The organism is Bartonella rattaustraliani AUST/NH4 (assembly GCF_000312565.1).
Taxonomy (GTDB): Bacteria; Pseudomonadota; Alphaproteobacteria; order Rhizobiales; family Rhizobiaceae; genus Bartonella; species Bartonella rattaustraliani.
Window position 1 is genome coordinate 190,096 of the sequence record NZ_CALW02000031.1, and the last position, 18,418, is coordinate 208,513.

At 39.7% G+C, this 18,418-nt stretch carries 9 protein-coding genes; 6 read left to right on the top strand and 3 right to left on the bottom strand.

Going from position 1 to position 18,418, the window contains the following annotated elements:
* Positions 1–4: 4 nt before the first annotated feature.
* The 6 genes from pheT (at position 5) to BN67_RS05575 (ending at position 6,983) form a co-directional block, all read left to right on the top strand.
* Entirely contained in the window at positions 5–2,419 is a 2,415-nt protein-coding gene (pheT, locus tag BN67_RS05545; protein WP_019223154.1) for a phenylalanine--tRNA ligase subunit beta, read from the top strand.
* A 287-nt stretch (positions 2,420–2,706) separates the two neighbouring features.
* Entirely contained in the window at positions 2,707–3,615 is a 909-nt protein-coding gene (locus BN67_RS05555) for a metal ABC transporter substrate-binding protein (RefSeq protein ID WP_019223156.1), read from the top strand.
* The gene (locus BN67_RS05560) at positions 3,612–4,442 is read left to right on the top strand and encodes a manganese/iron ABC transporter ATP-binding protein (protein WP_019223157.1); all 831 of its coding nucleotides are present in this window, start codon (positions 3,612–3,614) and stop codon (positions 4,440–4,442) included. The genes BN67_RS05555 and BN67_RS05560 overlap by 4 nt, the downstream gene beginning before the upstream one ends.
* On the top strand, positions 4,439–5,305 hold the full coding sequence (locus BN67_RS05565; RefSeq protein WP_019223158.1) for a metal ABC transporter permease: 867 nt from the start codon (positions 4,439–4,441) through the stop codon (positions 5,303–5,305). The genes BN67_RS05560 and BN67_RS05565 overlap by 4 nt, the downstream gene beginning before the upstream one ends.
* On the top strand, positions 5,302–6,207 hold the full coding sequence (locus BN67_RS05570; protein ID WP_019223159.1) for a metal ABC transporter permease: 906 nt from the start codon (positions 5,302–5,304) through the stop codon (positions 6,205–6,207). The genes BN67_RS05565 and BN67_RS05570 overlap by 4 nt, the downstream gene beginning before the upstream one ends.
* Before the next feature lie 389 nt (positions 6,208–6,596).
* Positions 6,597–6,983: a YbaN family protein gene (locus BN67_RS05575; protein ID WP_019223160.1), complete on the top strand. Its 387-nt coding sequence runs from the start codon at positions 6,597–6,599 to the stop codon at positions 6,981–6,983.
* Positions 6,984–7,510: 527 nt separating this feature from the next.
* On the opposite strand, the gene BN67_RS14180 is transcribed toward BN67_RS05575, so the two are convergent.
* The 3 genes from BN67_RS14180 to BN67_RS05590 form a co-directional block, all read right to left on the bottom strand.
* On the bottom strand, positions 7,511–7,684 hold the full coding sequence (locus tag BN67_RS14180) for a DUF4102 domain-containing protein (protein ID WP_244427035.1): 174 nt from the start codon (positions 7,682–7,684) through the stop codon (positions 7,511–7,513).
* Between the two features lie 445 nt (positions 7,685–8,129).
* Positions 8,130–9,434: a nicotinate phosphoribosyltransferase gene (gene pncB / locus BN67_RS05585; RefSeq protein ID WP_019223161.1), complete on the bottom strand. Its 1,305-nt coding sequence runs from the start codon at positions 9,432–9,434 to the stop codon at positions 8,130–8,132.
* Positions 9,435–9,585: 151 nt separating this feature from the next.
* On the bottom strand, positions 9,586–18,159 hold the full coding sequence (locus BN67_RS05590; RefSeq protein ID WP_019223162.1) for a glycoside hydrolase family 94 protein: 8,574 nt from the start codon (positions 18,157–18,159) through the stop codon (positions 9,586–9,588).
* Positions 18,160–18,418: the final 259 nt, after the last annotated feature.

An 18,418-nucleotide genomic window follows, 5' to 3' on the forward strand; every position in this document is an offset into this window, starting at 1 on the left:
TAAAATGAAATTTACATTGTCCTGGTTGAAAGATCACTTAGAAACAAATGCATCTTTGGATGAAATTTGTGATAAACTAACAGCTATAGGCCTTGAAGTTGATCATGTTGATGATCGTTCTTCTTTAAAAGGTTTTGTGATTGCAAAAGTTTTAACAGCTGTAAAACATCCTGATGCAGATAAACTGCAGATTTTGTCGGTAGATACGGGGGCTGATACGCCTAAGCAAATTGTTTGTGGCGCTTCAAATGCACGTGCTGGGCTCGTTGGTGTTCTTGCTTTACCGGGGACTTATGTGCCTGGGCTTGATGTGACACTCTCTGTCGGTAAAATTCGCGGTGTTGAAAGTTTTGGAATGATGTGTTCACAAGCGGAGCTTGAGCTATCAGGTGAACATGATGGAATTATAGAGCTTCCAGAGAATGCCCCTATAGGAGATTCGTTTGCGGCTTATGCAGGTTTAGATGATCCGATTATTGATATTGGTTTGACACCGAATCGTTCTGATTGCACAGGTATTCGTGGTATTGCGCGTGATCTTTCTGCTGCTGGAATTGGGCGTTTAAAAGAATTGTCTGTACCACAATTGGGTGCTTCTTTTGAAACACTGCTTGATGTCTCGTTAGACTTTTCGCAAAGCGCAACGTTATGTTTAGGTTTTGCCTGGTGCGAAATACGCAATGTGCAAAATGGTGCTTCGCCGCAATGGATGCAACAGCGTTTGAATGCGATAGGTTTAAGACCAATTAATGCGCTGGTTGATATGACCAATTACATAAGTTTTGATCTTGGTCGTCCATTGCATGTTTTTGATGCAGATAAGATTAAAGGGAATTTGCATGTGCGGTGTGCGCGTGAAGGTGAACAGCTTCAGGCCTTGAATGGAAAAGTTTATAACTTGGGGGTTAAAGATTGTGTTATTGCCGATGAAGAAGGCGTTGTTTCGATTGCTGGCATTATGGGGGGTGAACGAGCGAGTTGTGATGAAACGACGCGCCGTGTGATTATTGAATCAGCCCTTTGGAGTGCAGATAGTATTGCTCAAACGGGGCGGTCATTAGGGCTTATCAGTGATGCCCGTTATCGCTTTGAACGGGGTGTTGATCCGGCTTTTATGGAAACGGGGCTTGAACTTGCAACAGCATTAACTCTGCGTCTTTGTGGTGGTGACAATTCAAAAGCCAAGATTGTTGGTTATCACCAGCCAGAAATGAAACAAGAGGCTTTTCCTTTTTTGGAAATTAAACGTTTAACAAATTTGGAAATAGAGCGTGAACAGGTCATAACTATTTTATCGCAGCTTGGGTTTGGCATTGAAGGGGAAGGGGCTGTTCTTACGGTTAAAGTGCCAACATGGCGCCCTGATATCATGGGAAAAGCTGATTTAGTAGAAGAGGTGATGAGAATTTATGGACTGGATAAAATTAAGCCCATTCCGTTAGCAGATTTGACAGAGGAAAGAGGTCCAGTTTTAACGAGCGCGCAAGTTCGCCTCCGTGTTGCGCGTTTGGCTTTAGTTCAGCGTGGTATGAAAGAAGCTGTGACATGGTCTTTTATTTCTGAAAATCAGGCGCTGGCTTTTGGAGGGGGGCAAGAGCAGCTTAAATTAGTTAATCCGATTTCTGCTGATATGTCGGTGCTGCGTCCTTCTCTCTTACCTGGTTTGCTTATGGCAGCGCAGAGAAATGCGGATCGTGGCTTTCCAGATCTTGCATTGTTTGAAGTGTCTAGCATCTATGAGGGTGATACACCTGATAAACAACAATCTGTTGCTGGTGGGATTCGCCGTGGAACAGAACAGTTTGAAGGGGCGGGGCGTTTTTGGAATGGTCATGCGGCAGAAGTTGATGTGTTTGATGCAAAAGCAGATGCATTGGCTGTTTTAGAAGCGTGCGGTATGGATATCAGCAAAGTGCAAGTTGAAGTTGGAGCACCTGATTGGTACCACCCTGGTCGTTCAGGGCTGATAAAGCTTGGACCAAAGATTGTTCTTGGTTTTTTTGGTGTTTTTCACCCGGCGACATTAGAAAAGTTAGATGTCAGTGGTCCTATATGCGGTTTTGAAATTTTTCTCGATCGTATTCCAGAGTCGAAGAAAAAAGCAACTAAAAGTCGTTCTCCATTGAAACTGTCACCTTTTCAACTGGTGCGGCGCGATTTTGCGTTTATCGTTGATAAAACTGTTGCCTCTTCCCTTATTGTTCGTGCTGCAAGTGCCGCAGATAAAAAGCTTATTCATTCTGTACAGGTTTTTGATATTTTCGAAGGTTCAGGTATTGGAGAAAACAAAAAATCTGTTGCAATTGAAATTTCTATTCAGCCTATGGAACGGACTTTGACCGATGAAGATTTAGAAGAACTCACTTCAAAGATCGTGGAAAATGTCACGCATATGACAGGCGCAAATTTGCGTTGCTAAATATATTTCTTTTACAGAATTATTTTATGAAAAAGGAGCATTTCTGAGTGCTCCTTTATTTTTGAGGCATTCAATATCTGTAAAGCCTCTTGAAATGGATGATTGTGCCAAACACATTCTTTTTAAACCATTCGTTTTTCCAAGGATAAAAAGGGAATTTAACAATAGCAGGAAAAGTTATTTTCTTGTGAGAATTCCTCGTTGCAAAAGGAAAAGATAATTGTTACTAGTAAATGATAATGCAAATCATTAGCAATAAGTGGGACTGTGAATGAAAGAGAAGATTCATGAATGTAAAAACATTTTTTAGCATAGTTTTTGGGGGGGTTGTGTTTTTAACACCTCATTTTGCTTTGTGTGCTGGTAAATTTAAGGCTGTTACGACATTTACCATTATTGCTGATATGGCGCGGAATGTTGCAGGTGATGCTGCTGATGTTGAATCCATCACGAAACCAGGTGCTGAAATTCACGAATATCAACCGACACCTCGTGATCTTATGCGTGCGCAAGGAGCAAACCTCGTCTTATGGAATGGATTAGGGTTGGAGCTTTGGTTTGAAAAGTTTTTTCAAAATATCAAAGATGTTCCAAGTGTTGTTGTTTCAAAAGGAGTTGTCCCAATTATGATTGGTGAGGGGCCCTTCAATGGAAAACCAAATCCTCATGCATGGATGTCGCCAACTGTCGCTTTAATTTACATTGATAATATTCGCGATGCTTTTGTAAAGTACGATCCTGAGAATGCTGCTATTTATAAAGAGAATGCCGAAATTTATAAACAGAAGATCCGTGCAACGATTGATCCCATTAGATCTGAATTGGAGGCAGTTCCTCAAGACAAGCGTTGGCTTGTAACGAGTGAAGGGGCATTTAGCTATTTAGCGCATGATTTTGGTTTAAAAGAACTTTATTTATGGCCCATTAATGCTGATCAGCAAGGAACTCCACAGCAGGTTAAGCATGTTATTGATATGGTTCGCAAGCACGGTATCCATGTCGTTTTTTCTGAAAGCACTATTTCTCCTGCACCAGCCAAACAAGTTGCGAGAGAAACAGGAGCTAAATACGGTGGTGTTCTTTATGTCGACTCTTTGAGCGAGAAAAATGGTGAGGTGCCGACCTATATTGATTTATTACGTGTCACCAGCGGGCGTATTAGCGATGCCTTATTAGAGGGAGCAAAAAGCCAATGACAAAATCTGGAATATTTTCTCAAGGAACAACAGTTACTTATCGTAATGGACATACAGCTTTACGGGAGGTCAATTTTGAGAGTCCGACAGGTTCCATTACGGCGCTGGTTGGTGTGAATGGATCAGGAAAATCAACGTTATTTAAAGCGATTATGGGGTTTGTACGCCCTTCAAAAGGAAAAATTCGCATTTTGGGTTTGCCTGTTGATACGGCTTTGAAAAAGAATCTGATTGCTTATGTTCCTCAGAGTGAAGATGTTGATTGGAATTTTCCGGTTCTCGTTGAAGATGTCGTTTTGATGGGGCGCTATGGTCACATGAATTTCTTTCGCTATGCACGGGCACGAGATTATGAGGCTGTCCGTGTTGCATTAGAACGTGTTGATATGCTGGCATTTGCTAAGCGACAAATTGGAGAACTTTCTGGTGGGCAGAAAAAGCGTGTTTTTTTAGCACGTGCTCTTGCACAGCAGGCAAAAGCGATTTTATTAGATGAACCATTTACAGGAGTTGATGTCACAACAGAAGATAAAATTATTGCTTTGTTACAAGACCTTCGTAAAGAAGGCGCTGTGATATTGGTTTCTACGCACAATTTGGGTTCTGTTCGTGAATTTTGTGATCACACGATTTTAATAAAGGGAACAGTTTTGGCTTCTGGGCTCACTGAAACTGTCTTTACAAAGGAAAATCTTGAAAAAACTTTTGGTGGTGCTTTGCACCACCAGATTTTTGATCTTCAAGGTTCAAAAAAAGATGATGTTTTTGCAGGGGGAAAACAATCCCTCACACATAGAAATATACACAATATGGAGCACGTTGCATGATTTCTTGGTTGCTTGAACCATTGAGCTATCAATATATGGTTAATGCGATGTGGGTTTCGGGATTAGTTGGATGTGTTTGCGCCTTTCTTTCTGCTTTTTTGATGTTAAAAGGCTGGTCATTGATTGGTGATGCGCTTTCGCATTCAATTGTTCCTGGTGTAGCAGGCGCTTATCTTTTAGGTTTACCTTTTTCGCTCGGGGCTTTTTTTTCGGGAGGGCTTGCAGCAGCAGCGATGCTGTTTTTTAACAACAGGACAAAGCTAAAAGAAGATACCATTATTGGTCTTATTTTTTCTTCCTTTTTTGCTTTTGGGCTCTTTCTCAAATCATTAAAACCGATGGCGGTTAATATTGATACGATCGTTTTGGGAAACATTTTGGCGGTTAGTTCATCAGATATTTTACAATTGGCCTTTATTAGTTTTTTCTCTTTGCTTATATTGCTTTTGAAATGGAAAGATCTCCTTGTTTCTTTATTCGATGAAACACATGCACGTGCTATCGGGTTAAATGTAAAGTTTTTGAAGATACTTTTCTTTACATTGCTTGCTGCTTGTACTGTTGCTGCTATGCAAATAGTTGGAGCATTTTTGGTTATTTGCCTTGTGGTGACGCCTGGAGCAACCGCTTATCTTTTAAGTGATCGTTTTGTACATATTTTGATTATTGCGGTTATTATTGGAACATTCACAAGTATATTAGGTGTTTATGTGAGTTATTTTTTGAATGCACAAACAGGTGGTGTTGTTGTGCTTTTTCAAGCGTTTTTGTTTATTTTAGCTTTTATTTTTGCTCCTAAACACGGTTTTATTGCTGCACGCTTGCGTATACATGCGGCAAAAAAAGGTGCGATGTTATCATGATTGATCAATTACTACTTCCTTTTCAATTTTCTTTTATGCTGAAGGGTATGCTTATTGTCATGATCCTTTCTATTCCCATGGCGATGCTGTCTTGTTTTCTTATTTTGAAAGGGTGGGCGCTTTTAGGTGACGCAATTTCCCATGCAGTTTTCCCTGGTGTTGTTCTTGGTTATATGACAACGCCATGGGTGATAACCATTTTAACTTCTTTACCATTTGTTTGGTTTCAAGAGATGCGCGCTGCTAATGTGACGATGGCTTTGATTGCTTGTGGTGCTTTTGTTGCGGGTATGGTTTGTGCTCTTTTGACGGGTTTTTTAGGGAGTAATAGCCGTATCAAGCAGGATACAGTGATGGGTGTTGTTTTTTCATCAATGTTTGGTTTGGGGCTTGTTTTGGCAACATCTATTTATAGTAGCTTAGATTTAAACCATATTCTATTTGGTAATCTCTTAGGGGTTAATTGGCTTGATATTACGCAGACGGCGGTCATTTCTGCGATTGTTACTTTTATTCTAGCAGCAAAATGGCGTGATTTTATGTTGTATATTTTTGACTCAATTCAAGGTCGTGCAATGGGGTTGCGTATATCTGTGCTCCATTATACCCTTTTAATGATGATTTCTCTTACGATTGTTGCAGCGTTAAAAGCTGTTGGGATTGTTCTTGTTATTTCTTTTTTGATAGCACCTGGCGCGATTGCTTATCTCATTACGAAACGATTTGCTTCTATGTTGGTAATTGCTGTGCTTGTTGCGGCTTTTTCTGGTTTTTTGGGAATTTATTTAAGCTTGTTCATTGGTTCAGATTCTGCGTCCACAATTGTGCTTATTTTAACACTGATTTTTATCGCTATTTTTACGTCCATGTTCTTTCGTCGCTTGGATGTTCAAGAAATTTAAGTGCAATACGATTTAGCATAGCAGCCATGCATTTTTATGTGTTGTCTCATATATTTGTTTTCACTAAACAACAGAAAGTGCTAGGCTATTTTCCTCCTAATGCCTAGCGAGTGGGTGCAGTATTTTCTCCCCCCTATAAGCTGCATCTCTAATTAAAAGGCTGCATTGATTTATTCTGCAGCCTTTTTATTTTTATCTTTTCTAAAAATTTATGCTGGTTTCTTGAAAATTTTTAAATGATTATCATATCTCGTAAACTGCTTTACGCTTTAGAAGAAATAGTCACGAAAATATACTGACGAATAAGACAGTGTGGGAAATAATTGAGCGTAGAAGCGTTTGAAAAGCTATGCGAGTTCATTTTTTCATGGGAAAAATAGTATTAGAGAATGAAAAAAGAGTTTAGGACATCTCACTTTTGGCGTATTGCTATCATTACAGTAGGATGGATAATGGTTTTGTTGGGTATCGTTGGTGTTATGTTGCCTATTATGCCGACCGTACCGTTCTTATTGGTTGCTTCATGGTGTTTTGCTCGTTCGTCACCACGGTTTCATTGTTGGTTGAATAATCACCGTGTTTTTGGTCCGCCTATCAAGCAATGGGAAGAAAAGGGGGCTATTTCCACATTTGTTAAAGTTCTTGCGGTGGTAAGTATGTCGGGTGGTTTTTTATCTTTTACGGTAATGGCGCGCCCTGCTTTATGGTTTGCTTTGTTTGTTGCTACTGTTTTGCTCTTTATCGCCCTTTATATTGTAACCCGTCCATCTTCCTAATGACAAAAATTGAAGGCTTTGCAAATTCAATACTTTTTTCGTTAAAAGAGCTTGTTGCCTAAAAATGGGGGAATAACGCACATATATTAGGGTATATAAGATACCATAATAAGCTTTTTGAGAGCGAACTATGAGAGGGCGTATGCTTTTGCTGGTGTTTGTCAATGAACATCAACCCTAATGCAACAGCATGTTTTAAATGAAGATTAAGACAGTTTAGTGCTCTCTCTGCTGTTACAGCTTTTGTACGCCATATGGAGGGAAAAACGTCTTGCATCTATCTGTTTGTGTAATCTCTTAAATGGGAAGATAGCCTCATTTTGGAAGGATATAAAGGCATAAAGGAAAAAATCAACCTACAGCTTGACCATCATCCTTTAATTCAGCTTTACGGCTTTCAAAAACCTCTTATACAGCAACGTCTTTGAGAGAGTAAAGATTGTTGTATTGTCTCACGCTTTTATTCCTCACGTTCTTTAATGGGCGCATGCCCCTCACGTAAAACAGAATGTCACTGTGTTGCACATTCAAAGGCTTGTTTTAAAGAGATTTCTCTTAGAGCGCTTAAGCCTATTTTCAGGCGTTTGTCTATGAATTGTATAACGATAAATCCATTGAGCATCACCATCTTTACGTTTATGAAGGGGCAAGCCGGCACCATCATTCACTTTACCAGATCCCAGTATATTTACTCGCCTCAATGGGTGCTGCAACAACCCTTGCATGAAGGCAGTTCATGAAAGGCATTTTTCCTTCTTTCCTCACTAATTTTATCCATATACCAATCCCACTGATAGGGTAAGCTAAAAGAACAAAATTGATTCAATATAAAGTGGTTTGAGATGAAAGAATCTTACAATATTTGGGGTTATGATTTAAGGTATATAGTAACAAATAATTATTATAAATCAATATCTTGGTGCGATATAGCAAGTTTTTGAAACAATTTTACATGTAGAAAATATTTTGCACGAACAGTTTAACGCAAATATTTGTAAAATCATTTTGATGAGTCATAATAGACTACAATGAGGGGAGAGAAATTCTTTTTATTCAATCTGAGAGAATTTGTATTTGTTTATGAAGATCAGCAGTTACGAACGTGATAAGCATTTATCTTTACGTTTTATGCAAATGGGTTAAAAATCAACTCTTTACGGGTCGAGCAATACGTTTTTCATTACCAAAAAAGTTGAGATAACGTTGTACTTCTTTTTGTTTTCCGATTGTTTTTTCAGGATTATCGGAAAGTTTTACGGCAGGTTTTCCATTGGCATGGGTGGCTTTACAAACAAGAGAAAGAGTGTCAAAGGTTACGGCTTCTTGTGGCGTACAGCCTGCAAAATCATTTGTAAGATCTGTTCCCCACCCAAAACCCATACGGACTTTTCCATGGAAATGATGATAAGTTTTTTCAATGGTCTCAACATCAAGTGCATCGGAAAAAATCAATAGTTTTTCGCGTGGATCTTTTCCTTTTTCTTTCCACCATTGGATAATGCGTTCGCCGCCTTCGATAGGTGGAGCACTGTCAGGTCTAAAACCGGTCCAATCAGCAATCCAATCTGGAGCATTGTGTAAAAATGCTTCTGTCCCAAAGGTATCAGGTAAAACAATGAGAAGATTTCCACTGTAATAACGGTTCCAATCTTGCAGCACCTTATAAGGCGCATTGCGTAATTCTTCATCATTCTTGGCGAGAGCCGCAATGATCATGGGCAATTCATGTGCATTGGTACCAAGAGCTTCTAAATCCGTATCCATGGCGAGAAGAACATTGGAAGTTCCAGTAAAGGAATTGCCAATTCCTTCTTTCAGTGCTTCAACACACCAGCGTTGCCATAAGAAAGAATGACGACGTCTTGTCCCAAAGTCAGATATTCTAATACCAGGTAATTTTTTAAGACGTTCAACTTTACTCCACATTTTTGCTTTAGCGCGTGCGTAAAGCACATCAAGAGCAAAGCGGTCTAGTTTTTTCATAGCAGCCCGTGAACGCAATTCACTGACAATGGCAAGAGCAGGGATTTCCCACATAGAGCTATGGGTCCACGGACCATGAAAGTGGAGGATATATTGTCCATCTTTGCGGGCGAGTTCATATTCTGGGAGTTGAAAATTCTCAAGCCAATGAAGAAAGTCTGGTTCGAAAATTTGTTTACGTCCATAAAATGTATTACCAGCAAGCCAGATCATTTCTTTTTTCGTAAAGCGCAAACTGAGAGCGTGATCAAGTTGGGCACGCAACTCCCCTTCATCAATTTCATCAGCAAGATGGATTGTTTTTGTGCGGTTTATGAGAGAAAAAGTAACATCGACATTGGGATAAAGTCCCCAAATCATTTGTATCATAAGAAGTTTATAAAAATCCGTATCAAGGAGTGAACGGATAATGGGATCAAGTTTCCAAGTGTGATTATAAACACGTTTGGCAATATCTGGATGATTCATAACCCTCTTTCTTTCAGTCTCGCAGCCTTTAAAATGATGATGTATCAATTTAAATGATTATGTATCAACACGATCAATATGAGAGCTGGAAGAATTATAACAACTCTCAAGTTTTGAGCAAGAATAAAAAAACCTTTTCTCTTTTCCGTTGTTAAGATTTAACGGTACGTATAATTTCATGTTTTCCTGTTTTTTGTAACCCTATTCCTGCATGAATTTCGGTATATGTTTTTCCATTCACACTGAGCATATTTTCAGAACCCCATTGTACTTTAATGGTATAAACAGCATCATGAAATTTCATTTTCGCTTCATATTTTGGCCATGAGGAAGGCAAATGTGGATGCAAAAATAACTGGTCATCTTGACGCTTAATTCCAAGGATGGCTTGTGTTGCAGCACGGTAACACCAACCTGCTGAGCCTGTATACCATGTCCAACCGCCCTGTCCACGGTGTGGTTCGATAGCATAGATATCTGCTGCCATAACATAAGGTTCAACACGATAAATTTCAGGATTACATCCATGGGTAATGGGATTGATCATAGAAAATAAAGCATAGGCTTTATCGTTTTCATCCATTTCTGCGAGTGCTAAAATGCTCCAAATAGCACCATGGGTGTATTGACCACCATTTTCTCGAACTCCTGGAGGATAACCTTTTATATAACCGGGTTCGAGAGTTGTTTTATTGAAAGGTGGCCAGAAAAGACGGATAAGACCGCCTGTTTCATCACACAGATGTTCAAGCATTGAGGTCATTGCTTGTTTTTGACGTTTGAGAGATGCCATTTGAGAAATAACAGCCCAAGATTGAGCAATGGTATCAATTTGGCATTCATCATTTATTTTAGAGCCAAGGGGCGTTCCATCATCAAAATAACCACGACGATACCAAGCACCATCCCAGCCGTTTTTTTCGAGAGATTTCTTCAAACGCTCAAGATATGCACTCCATGTTTTTACATGATTGTTATCACCACGTTTTTGGGCAAGGGAAATAAATGCTTGTAGTGTTGTGCCCAGAAACCATCCTAACCAAACACTTTCTCCTTTTCCTTCAATGCCTACTAAATTCATGCCATCATTCCAGTCCCCGCCAAGAATAAGGGGAAGTCCATGTGGTCCACAGCGTTTAATGGCAAGATCAAGAGCTAAAACACAGTGCTCATAAACGGTAGCACTTTGAAATGACTGTGTGGGTTGAAAGTAAGCTTCGTTTTGTTGTGCGGTAAGAGAGGCTCCTTCAATAAAAGCGGTTGGGGTATCAAGAAGTGCATAGTCGCCAGTTGTATTGACATAAAGGGCTGTTCCATAGGCAAGCCAGACAATGTCATCAGAAATGCGTGTGCGAATACCCGCATTGGTCTCAGGTAACCACCAATGCTGTACATCGCCTTCAAGAAACTGATGTTCTGTAGCGTTTAATAATTGTTCACGTGCCAGTTCTGGTTTTAGTGATAACAAGGATAAACTATCTTGTAATTGGTCACGGAAGCCAAATGCGCCACTCGCTTGATAAAAAGCGGCACGCGCCATCATACGGCAAGCATAGGTTTGATAAGGGAGCCAATGATTGACCATAAGATCAAAAGAGGGATCGGGTGTTTTTACTTGAAATGGGGAAACAAAATCATTCCATTGTTGTTTTTGTTGTGTGAGAAGAGTTTCAAAATTACATTTACGCACCTGATCTAAGAGGTTTTCAGCGTCCTGTCTGTTTTCAGCACTGCCGAGATAGAAAATGATCTCCTTCGTTTGTCCGGGCAACAGATCAATATCATAGGTAAATGCTGAACAAGGATCACCTCCAGCTTCAACTGTATTTGAAAGGGTACCAGCTTTGCGGATAGCGTGTGGATGTATCACCGTTCCTGTTAAACCAATAAACTCGGTACGATCAGCTGTCGTACTGGTTGGCATTTCAGAGGCTGCTAAAAATGTGACTTGTTGAGATTTTTCGATGTGATAAGGATTTTGAATAAAATGTGCACCACGGTTAGAATCATAAGAGGGCAATATAAAGGGGGCATATTTTGTGCGTATATTGCCTAAAATCCATTCAACGTAATAATAAAGGCGCAAACTGCGTGATTTTTTTCCCTCATTTTTAAGGATAAGACGCGAAAAACGAACAGGTTTTTCTTGATCAAGCGTATGGGTAAGCTCTAGAGCAATTTCTGAATGTGTGGATTTAAAGGTTGAAAATCCAAAATCATGGCAAGCTTCATAAACAACATTTTCGTCACATTCAACGGCAGAAACGGGGGAGAAGCATTTTAAAGACAAGCGGTCCACAAGATAAAGTGCTTCTCCTGGACGGTTAGAAACAGGATCGTTACTCCAAGGAGTTAATTGGTAATCGCGGCTATTGTTTGCCCAGGTAAAAAGTGCTCCTTCAGCAGAGACATGGAAGCCAAAGTTTTTGTTCGCAACAACATTAATCCATGGATGTGGTGTCGTGTTGTTTCCGTGAAGACGTATTACATAAGCGTTGTGTTGATTAAATCCGCCATAACCATTCCAATATCGTAGATCGTCTCCATTCACGAAGAGAGGAGATGGTTTTTGTTGACTGGTAAGACCAATGGAAGCAAAAAGGCTTTGTTTGGTTTGAGTTGCCTCTAGTCTTCCTTTATAAGGCCTTTCATCATTTATTTTAGAGCGAGATTCTTGATAACGATTATCAATTGCTGACTCAAATCTATTCTCTTCAAGCTCTTTAAGTTGTTCAGATAAAGAGCCATTTTGAGCATGGAGGATAATGCGGGCTGCTGCGAGAAGCGTCTTAAAACTTTGTTCACTTATCTGATTACGCTGAAGCGTGAAAATATGTTGGTGTTTGTTTGTTTCATGAGTGTGGTGGCGGTAAGATTCACAGACCCATTCAATGTTGCGTTGTGTGTTTTGTATGTAGGAAAATGTTTGTTCATTAAGAATGACCAAATCAACGATAAGCCCACGCATACGCCAATATTCATGCGCTTTAAGCAGTTCACGCAGTACAGTGATGCCTCCTTCATTATCTAATCGAAGAAGAAGGATAGGAATGTCTCCTGAAATGGACATTGGCCAGAGATCAGATTGCTTTCCAAGAGTTTTGGCCAATATTGCGGAAGGAAGACGCCATGTTTTGTCAGGATAAAGAAGCGGTGTTGCATATTTTTGAAAAGTAATCGCTGCTTTAAGATCAATACCGTTTTGGTACAATGAGACTTGTGAACGCGTCCATGCCATTGAAAGTTCTTGCTGAAATATGTTGGGTTGTCGATAATGTTGAATATGATGACGCAGTGTTTCTTTTGTATGTGCGGCAAAAGTCCAAAAAATGAGTTCAACTTTTTCATGTGCTGGAATTTTGACACGGCACCGCAGTGAGATAATCGGATCTAGAACACAGCCCTGACTGTTGCTAAAGCGCGCATTTTTGTCAAATGCAGCTGGTTGATGAATGGATCGCCCACGACCAATAAACAAGGACCGATCAGTTTCCGCTTCTGTTTCTTGGAGAGATCCTGTGAGATCAGCAACAAAATGGGCAATACAGATTTCAGGGTCCTTGGGAGAACGTTTCCGTCTCGTGGCAAAAATTGTTTTTCTTTCTTCAGCGATTTCTGTTTCTATAAACATGCGAGAAAAAACAGGATGTGCACTGTCATTATCCATGGTTGCGAGCGCCAATTCACCATAAGAAGTCACTTCAATGAGGCGGTCTTTGTTTGTTGTATTCATAAGTTGAAGACGTCTGCCTTCACCGCACCCTTCAGATGTAATAAGACACTCAAGTGTTGATTTTATGCCATCAACCGTTTTTATATATTCAGCTTTCTCATCTGTAAAAATACAGGTTGTCTCTTCTTCGAGAATGCGTGTTGGCTCTCCAGTTGCAGACCACCAATGTCCATTATGCGTATCACGTAGGAAGAATAAAGTGCCTTGTTGATCTTCTGTTACATCAGGTATAAAGCGGGTAATGGCATAGTTGTGCCAACGGCTGTATCCAGATCCGTTTGCTGTTAGCAGTGTAGAATAAAAGCCATTGGATAGGAGCAAAGTGGCACGTGGTTTGCGAAGCGGATTTGTAATCATGCGTACAGGAACATTATCCCATTCTCGAGAATGATAACCTCTGGAATTAATGGTTTTGGTATGAATAATAGGAATTTGATGTGGGGCTTTTTCCTGTAAGAGCAATTGTACGGATTCAATGACTGGATCACGGTGAAAACGATCACGCATCCGCCCTTGAAAAACAACATTGTCGACAGCAAGAAGAGACATACCATGATGATGTGCATAAAAATTGCGCACAACAGCGTATTTTTCTCCCATTTTCACACGCGAAGGAGTAAAGTCAACAGAGTCGTAATAACCATATGTTCCTAGAGCGCCAAGATCACGCAGTCGTTTTAAATTGACGACAGCTTGGTGAGGCACATATTGTGCTGCTAAAAGATTGGCATAGGGGGCAATAACAGTATTACGTGAGAGTCCACGCTGGAGTCCGAGGCTTGGGGCGCCAAAATTGGCATATTGATAATTCATTAAGTGATCGCGAGCATTAAATGCAGCTTCTGAAATACCCCAAGGCACTCCTCGTTTACGAGCATATTCCATTTGGTGACGAATAATCAGCCGATTTGTTTGGTCCATGAGAGATCCCAATGGTTCACGCATGATAAGGGATGGCATAAGATATTCGAACATGGAGCCAGACCATGATAAGAGAGCACCTTTCCAACCAATAGGAACGAGAAGTCGACCAAGGTGAAACCAATATTTCACTTTTATATCTCCTTTTGCTATAGCAAAAAGAGTTGCAAGGCGTGCTTCTGAAGCAAGGAGGTCGTAACAATTTTCATCGAGTTTGTTTTCTTGAACACGATATCCAATGGACAAGAGAAGTCGTTCGGGCTGTGCTAAAAAGTCAAATTGCATATCAAAGGCTATTTGCCGTGCTTTCATAGCCAAACTGTTTAGTTTTTTGCGTAATTTTTCATCGTCATAATCATGCGTTATATCGTGATGGTGAACTTCACAGGTTTCTACAAGGCATTTTGCCCAGGATAATGCATGAGCAGATTCTGCCGTTTGGATTTTTTGATCAAACTTGTCTGTTAAATCCACAAGATCACGGGCGATAAGTGAAATATCTATGATGGAGCAATTGGTCGCATCTGGCTTTTCTATAAAAGCATTGATGGAGCGCTGACAATGTGTGATGTGTTCTTCGATTTGTTGACGCAAAGAACGTAAAATAGGTTCAGTATCTGGAATTTCTTTTACAACCTCTTCAAGAATAGTATTGACGTCAGATAAGGCTTTTCGATCACTTTTCAAGAAAATATCAGGTTTTTCAGCCCATTCATTTAAGGCTGAGGAGAGTGTTACCAAATGCCCTGCAAGATTTCCTGAATCAACGGTTGATACATAAGTCGGTAAGAGAGGCTTGAGCGTATTCGTTTCATACCAGTTATAAAGGTGACCACGGAATTTTTCCATTTTGGTAAGTGTTTTGAGTGTGTGTTCGATGCGTGTAAGAGTCTCTTTAAAATGAATCCAACCAAAATCACGTGCAGCAATAACGGAAAGAAGATAAACTCCAATATTTGTAGGGGATGTGCGTTGCGCAACAAGAGGTTCTGGATCTTCTTGGAAATTATCGGGTGGCAAATGGTTATTTTCAGCATTAACAAAGGTTGCATAATAAAGCCATGTTCGTCGTGCGATGCACCGAAGTACTTTTGTATCTTCCAAAGACAGATGAAGCATATCTTCAAATGTTGAAGCTTTGCTGACAATCCAAGCAATCAAGGGTGAAAAAAACCACGCTAGCCCAAAGGGTAAAGCAATAAAGGCCGTAAGACTATGAAAGGATAAAGGCAGTGTGAAGGCAATAATTCCAATAAGTGATGCTGGCCACATGGTAAGAATATAGAATCTTAAACTATTGGGAATTGCCTTTGTTGCCGCGGAAGTTTTCCATTCAAGGAGGTGTTGTTTTGAAATCATCAGGCGATAGAGTGTGCGTATAATCGCTTCAGTCATAAAATAAGCGGAATGGGCAAGAAATGTCGTTTTGAGGAAGATATCCGCTACTACGGTGGTTATTTTGTGCGCAATTAATGGGATTTTTTCGCGCAAAGAATAATCATGACTGGATGGAATAAGGGTTTGTAATACACCTAAAATGGGTGAGACAAAAAGACTAAACAGCAAGAATATTTGCCAGATGATTGCTATTGGTAACGTTAAAAGAAACCACCCTGCAATTGCTGCAATCAACCACATAAGTGGTGTGAGAGAACGACGCAGGTTATCTTGCATTTTCCAACGTGTCGTAGAACTAATTTTATGGCGTGAGAAGAGATAAGGCAAGAGCTGCCAGTCACCGCGTACCCAACGATGATGACGCGCAACATCAACATTATAAGCTATAGGATAATCCTCAATGACTTCTACATCGCTTATCAAGGCAGTGCGTGCATAACCACCCTCTAAAAGATCATGACTAAGAACGGTGTTTTCTTTAATTTTACCATTAAGCGCTTGTTCAAATGCATCAATATGATAAAGGCCTTTGCCGATGAAAGTCCCTTCTCCCAAAAGATCTTGATACGTATTAGAAACAGCAAAAACATAAGGATCAATGCCACGATCGGTAGAAAAAACGCGTTGCAGAATTGAAGTTTCTTTTTCTGTTGTAAGAGAAGGTGTGATACGGGGTTGCAAAATGCTGTAGCCTTTTACAACTTTCTCATTTTGTGGATCGAAAATGGGGTGGTTGAGTGGGTGGTTAAGTTTTCCAACGAGTTTTGTAACACTATCAGGGGTAAGCTTTGTATCTGAATCAAGAGTCATAACAAAACGACAATCCATGGGAAGATGTGGATTTGTCGGGTAAAAACTTGTATTTTTATCGCCTCTTAATAACAGATTGAGTTCGTGAAGTTTGCCACGCTTTCTTTCCCATCCCATCCAGCATTTTTCGTTTGCATTATAAAGACGCTGACGGTGTAAAAGGAAAAAAAGAGGGATATCATCACGATGATACCGGCGGTTAAGTTTATCAATACACCCTTGCGCATAATGCAACAGATCAAGATCATCTTGCGTTTCTCTCAAGGGGGCATCGACCCAATCCGTAATGAGGGCAAAATGAATAGCACCTTTGGGATTAGAAAGATAATGGATTTCAAGATTGCGCACTTGCTCATCAATATCATCGCGTGATGTGATTAAAGTCGGCACAACAACCATTGTACGTGCCTGTTTAGGAATACCCTCTTTATATTCATAACCAATGAGCTGTTTTGATGGAATAAGCCATGAAACAACTGTGTTAAAGAAGGCAAAAGCAACCTCCATAGCAGGAAAAAGCGCTAATGCGGTGAAAAGAATAAGCATCCATGGTGTGATACTGCTTGTCCGTAAAAGAGCATAAACTGCAAGCAGAAAAACAAGTGTTAACAGAGAAACAGGAATTGCGATAATTCTTATCTTTGAACAAAAAAGAGCTTTTGCCCATTTTGTGAAAAGAGGTGGATTGTAATAACAGGCTTTTTCAAAAGCATTACGTCCTTCGTCGACAAGATACCACCCAACAGAGGATTTTTTATGATGAGGGCTTTCTTTAGAGGAAGAGTGTGCCATTTCTATAGCTTTTTGCGCAATCTCTACTTCATTGAAAGGTGAAAAGCGTGCAATTTTTTCAATCACTTGTCGATAGATATTGCGGGAATGAGAATCAATTTTGGAAAAATCACTATTTTCACGTAAAATAGAGTCTACAGAGCTTACTGTTTCAAACCACACCGTCCAATCAACATCTTCAATAACGTTAAAGGCACGGATAATATTGCCCATAGTTGTGCCATCTGCGGCTTGGCGGTCATGTTCATTGGCTGTGACAGTTTCTAAATTACAGTCTCGTTTCTGTAATTGCTTTTCAAGCCAAGTTAATGCCGCGGTTGAAACAGATGCACCACGTAGACGATAAAATAAACGTGCTGAAAAGGTTGTATCAACAGTGAAAGGCTCAAACTGAGTAAAAAGAGCATGTAATTTTGTTTCATTATCGGTGCGAGAAATTATATCAGCGGCTTGGTAAGCGAGAATGCGCATATGCCGTCTTTGTTCAATCCGCAGTGAAAGACGATAGACATTTTCAATTAAAAGCATTTGTATGACAGAAGGAAGAGCCCATAACTCACCAATTTTCAAGACACAAACTTCTTGAAATCCATTGATCATCGCTGTGAGTGTTTTTTGTGAAAACCTACTATCTGTATACGCAATATAAAGCCAAGCTAAAGCAAAGATACGTGGTATTCCTTCCTTTTGTTGATAAAGAGGAAGTTTCTTTATGAAGGCTTTGGATAAATTACGCCGTAGCTGTTGTATCGTTTTATCAATGGTATAATGATTATCAATAAGCCATTGAGCAGATGGTGAAATCGTTTCATCATTTTGAGCCGCGGCATTGCAGACATGAAAAACATGAAGAATAAATTGAGCACTTTCACTCAATCGTTTATGAAAGTCTTGCTCTCCTTTATATTCAGGAAGGAGGATGTTTTTGCTTGAGGCTATATCATAGCCTAATTTGTAGAATTCATTCTGTGATTTATAAGTTGAACGAATAGGAAAGGTAGGTTCAGTAAGAAAGGGAATTGCTATTTTTCTAGAAAAAAAATACTTTATAAATGATGTTGTGAGTGCCATATAAATGATGTTATGAGTACCGTAATAATTCTCTTGTTATTTTATTCCATAGTATCTTTATAATTTAAGAGACTATGAAGAGCTTATCTTAATTCATGGGCAGTTCATAGGAAAAAATAAATTTTTTGTTTTTATTGGGGGAATATTGCTACTTTTTGAAAAGTTGTTTGAAGAAAAAATAGGCAATCACTTTAAAACATAAAAAAGGTCGCTCAAGAAAGAAGCGACCTCAATTTTAGTGTTTATTCTAACAATTTAC

Coding starts and splice junctions, on each gene's coding strand:
- pncB (WP_019223161.1), bottom strand. CDS start 9,434: ATGAATCATCCAGATATTGCCAAACGTGTTTATAATCACACTTGGAAA.
- BN67_RS05590 (WP_019223162.1), bottom strand. CDS start 18,159: ATGGCACTCACAACATCATTTATAAAGTATTTTTTTTCTAGAAAAATA.
- BN67_RS05555 (WP_019223156.1), top strand. CDS start 2,707: ATGAATGTAAAAACATTTTTTAGCATAGTTTTTGGGGGGGTTGTGTTT.
- BN67_RS05565 (WP_019223158.1), top strand. CDS start 4,439: ATGATTTCTTGGTTGCTTGAACCATTGAGCTATCAATATATGGTTAAT.
- BN67_RS05575 (WP_019223160.1), top strand. CDS start 6,597: ATGAAAAAAGAGTTTAGGACATCTCACTTTTGGCGTATTGCTATCATT.
- pheT (WP_019223154.1), top strand. CDS start 5: ATGAAATTTACATTGTCCTGGTTGAAAGATCACTTAGAAACAAATGCA.
- BN67_RS05560 (WP_019223157.1), top strand. CDS start 3,612: ATGACAAAATCTGGAATATTTTCTCAAGGAACAACAGTTACTTATCGT.
- BN67_RS05570 (WP_019223159.1), top strand. CDS start 5,302: ATGATTGATCAATTACTACTTCCTTTTCAATTTTCTTTTATGCTGAAG.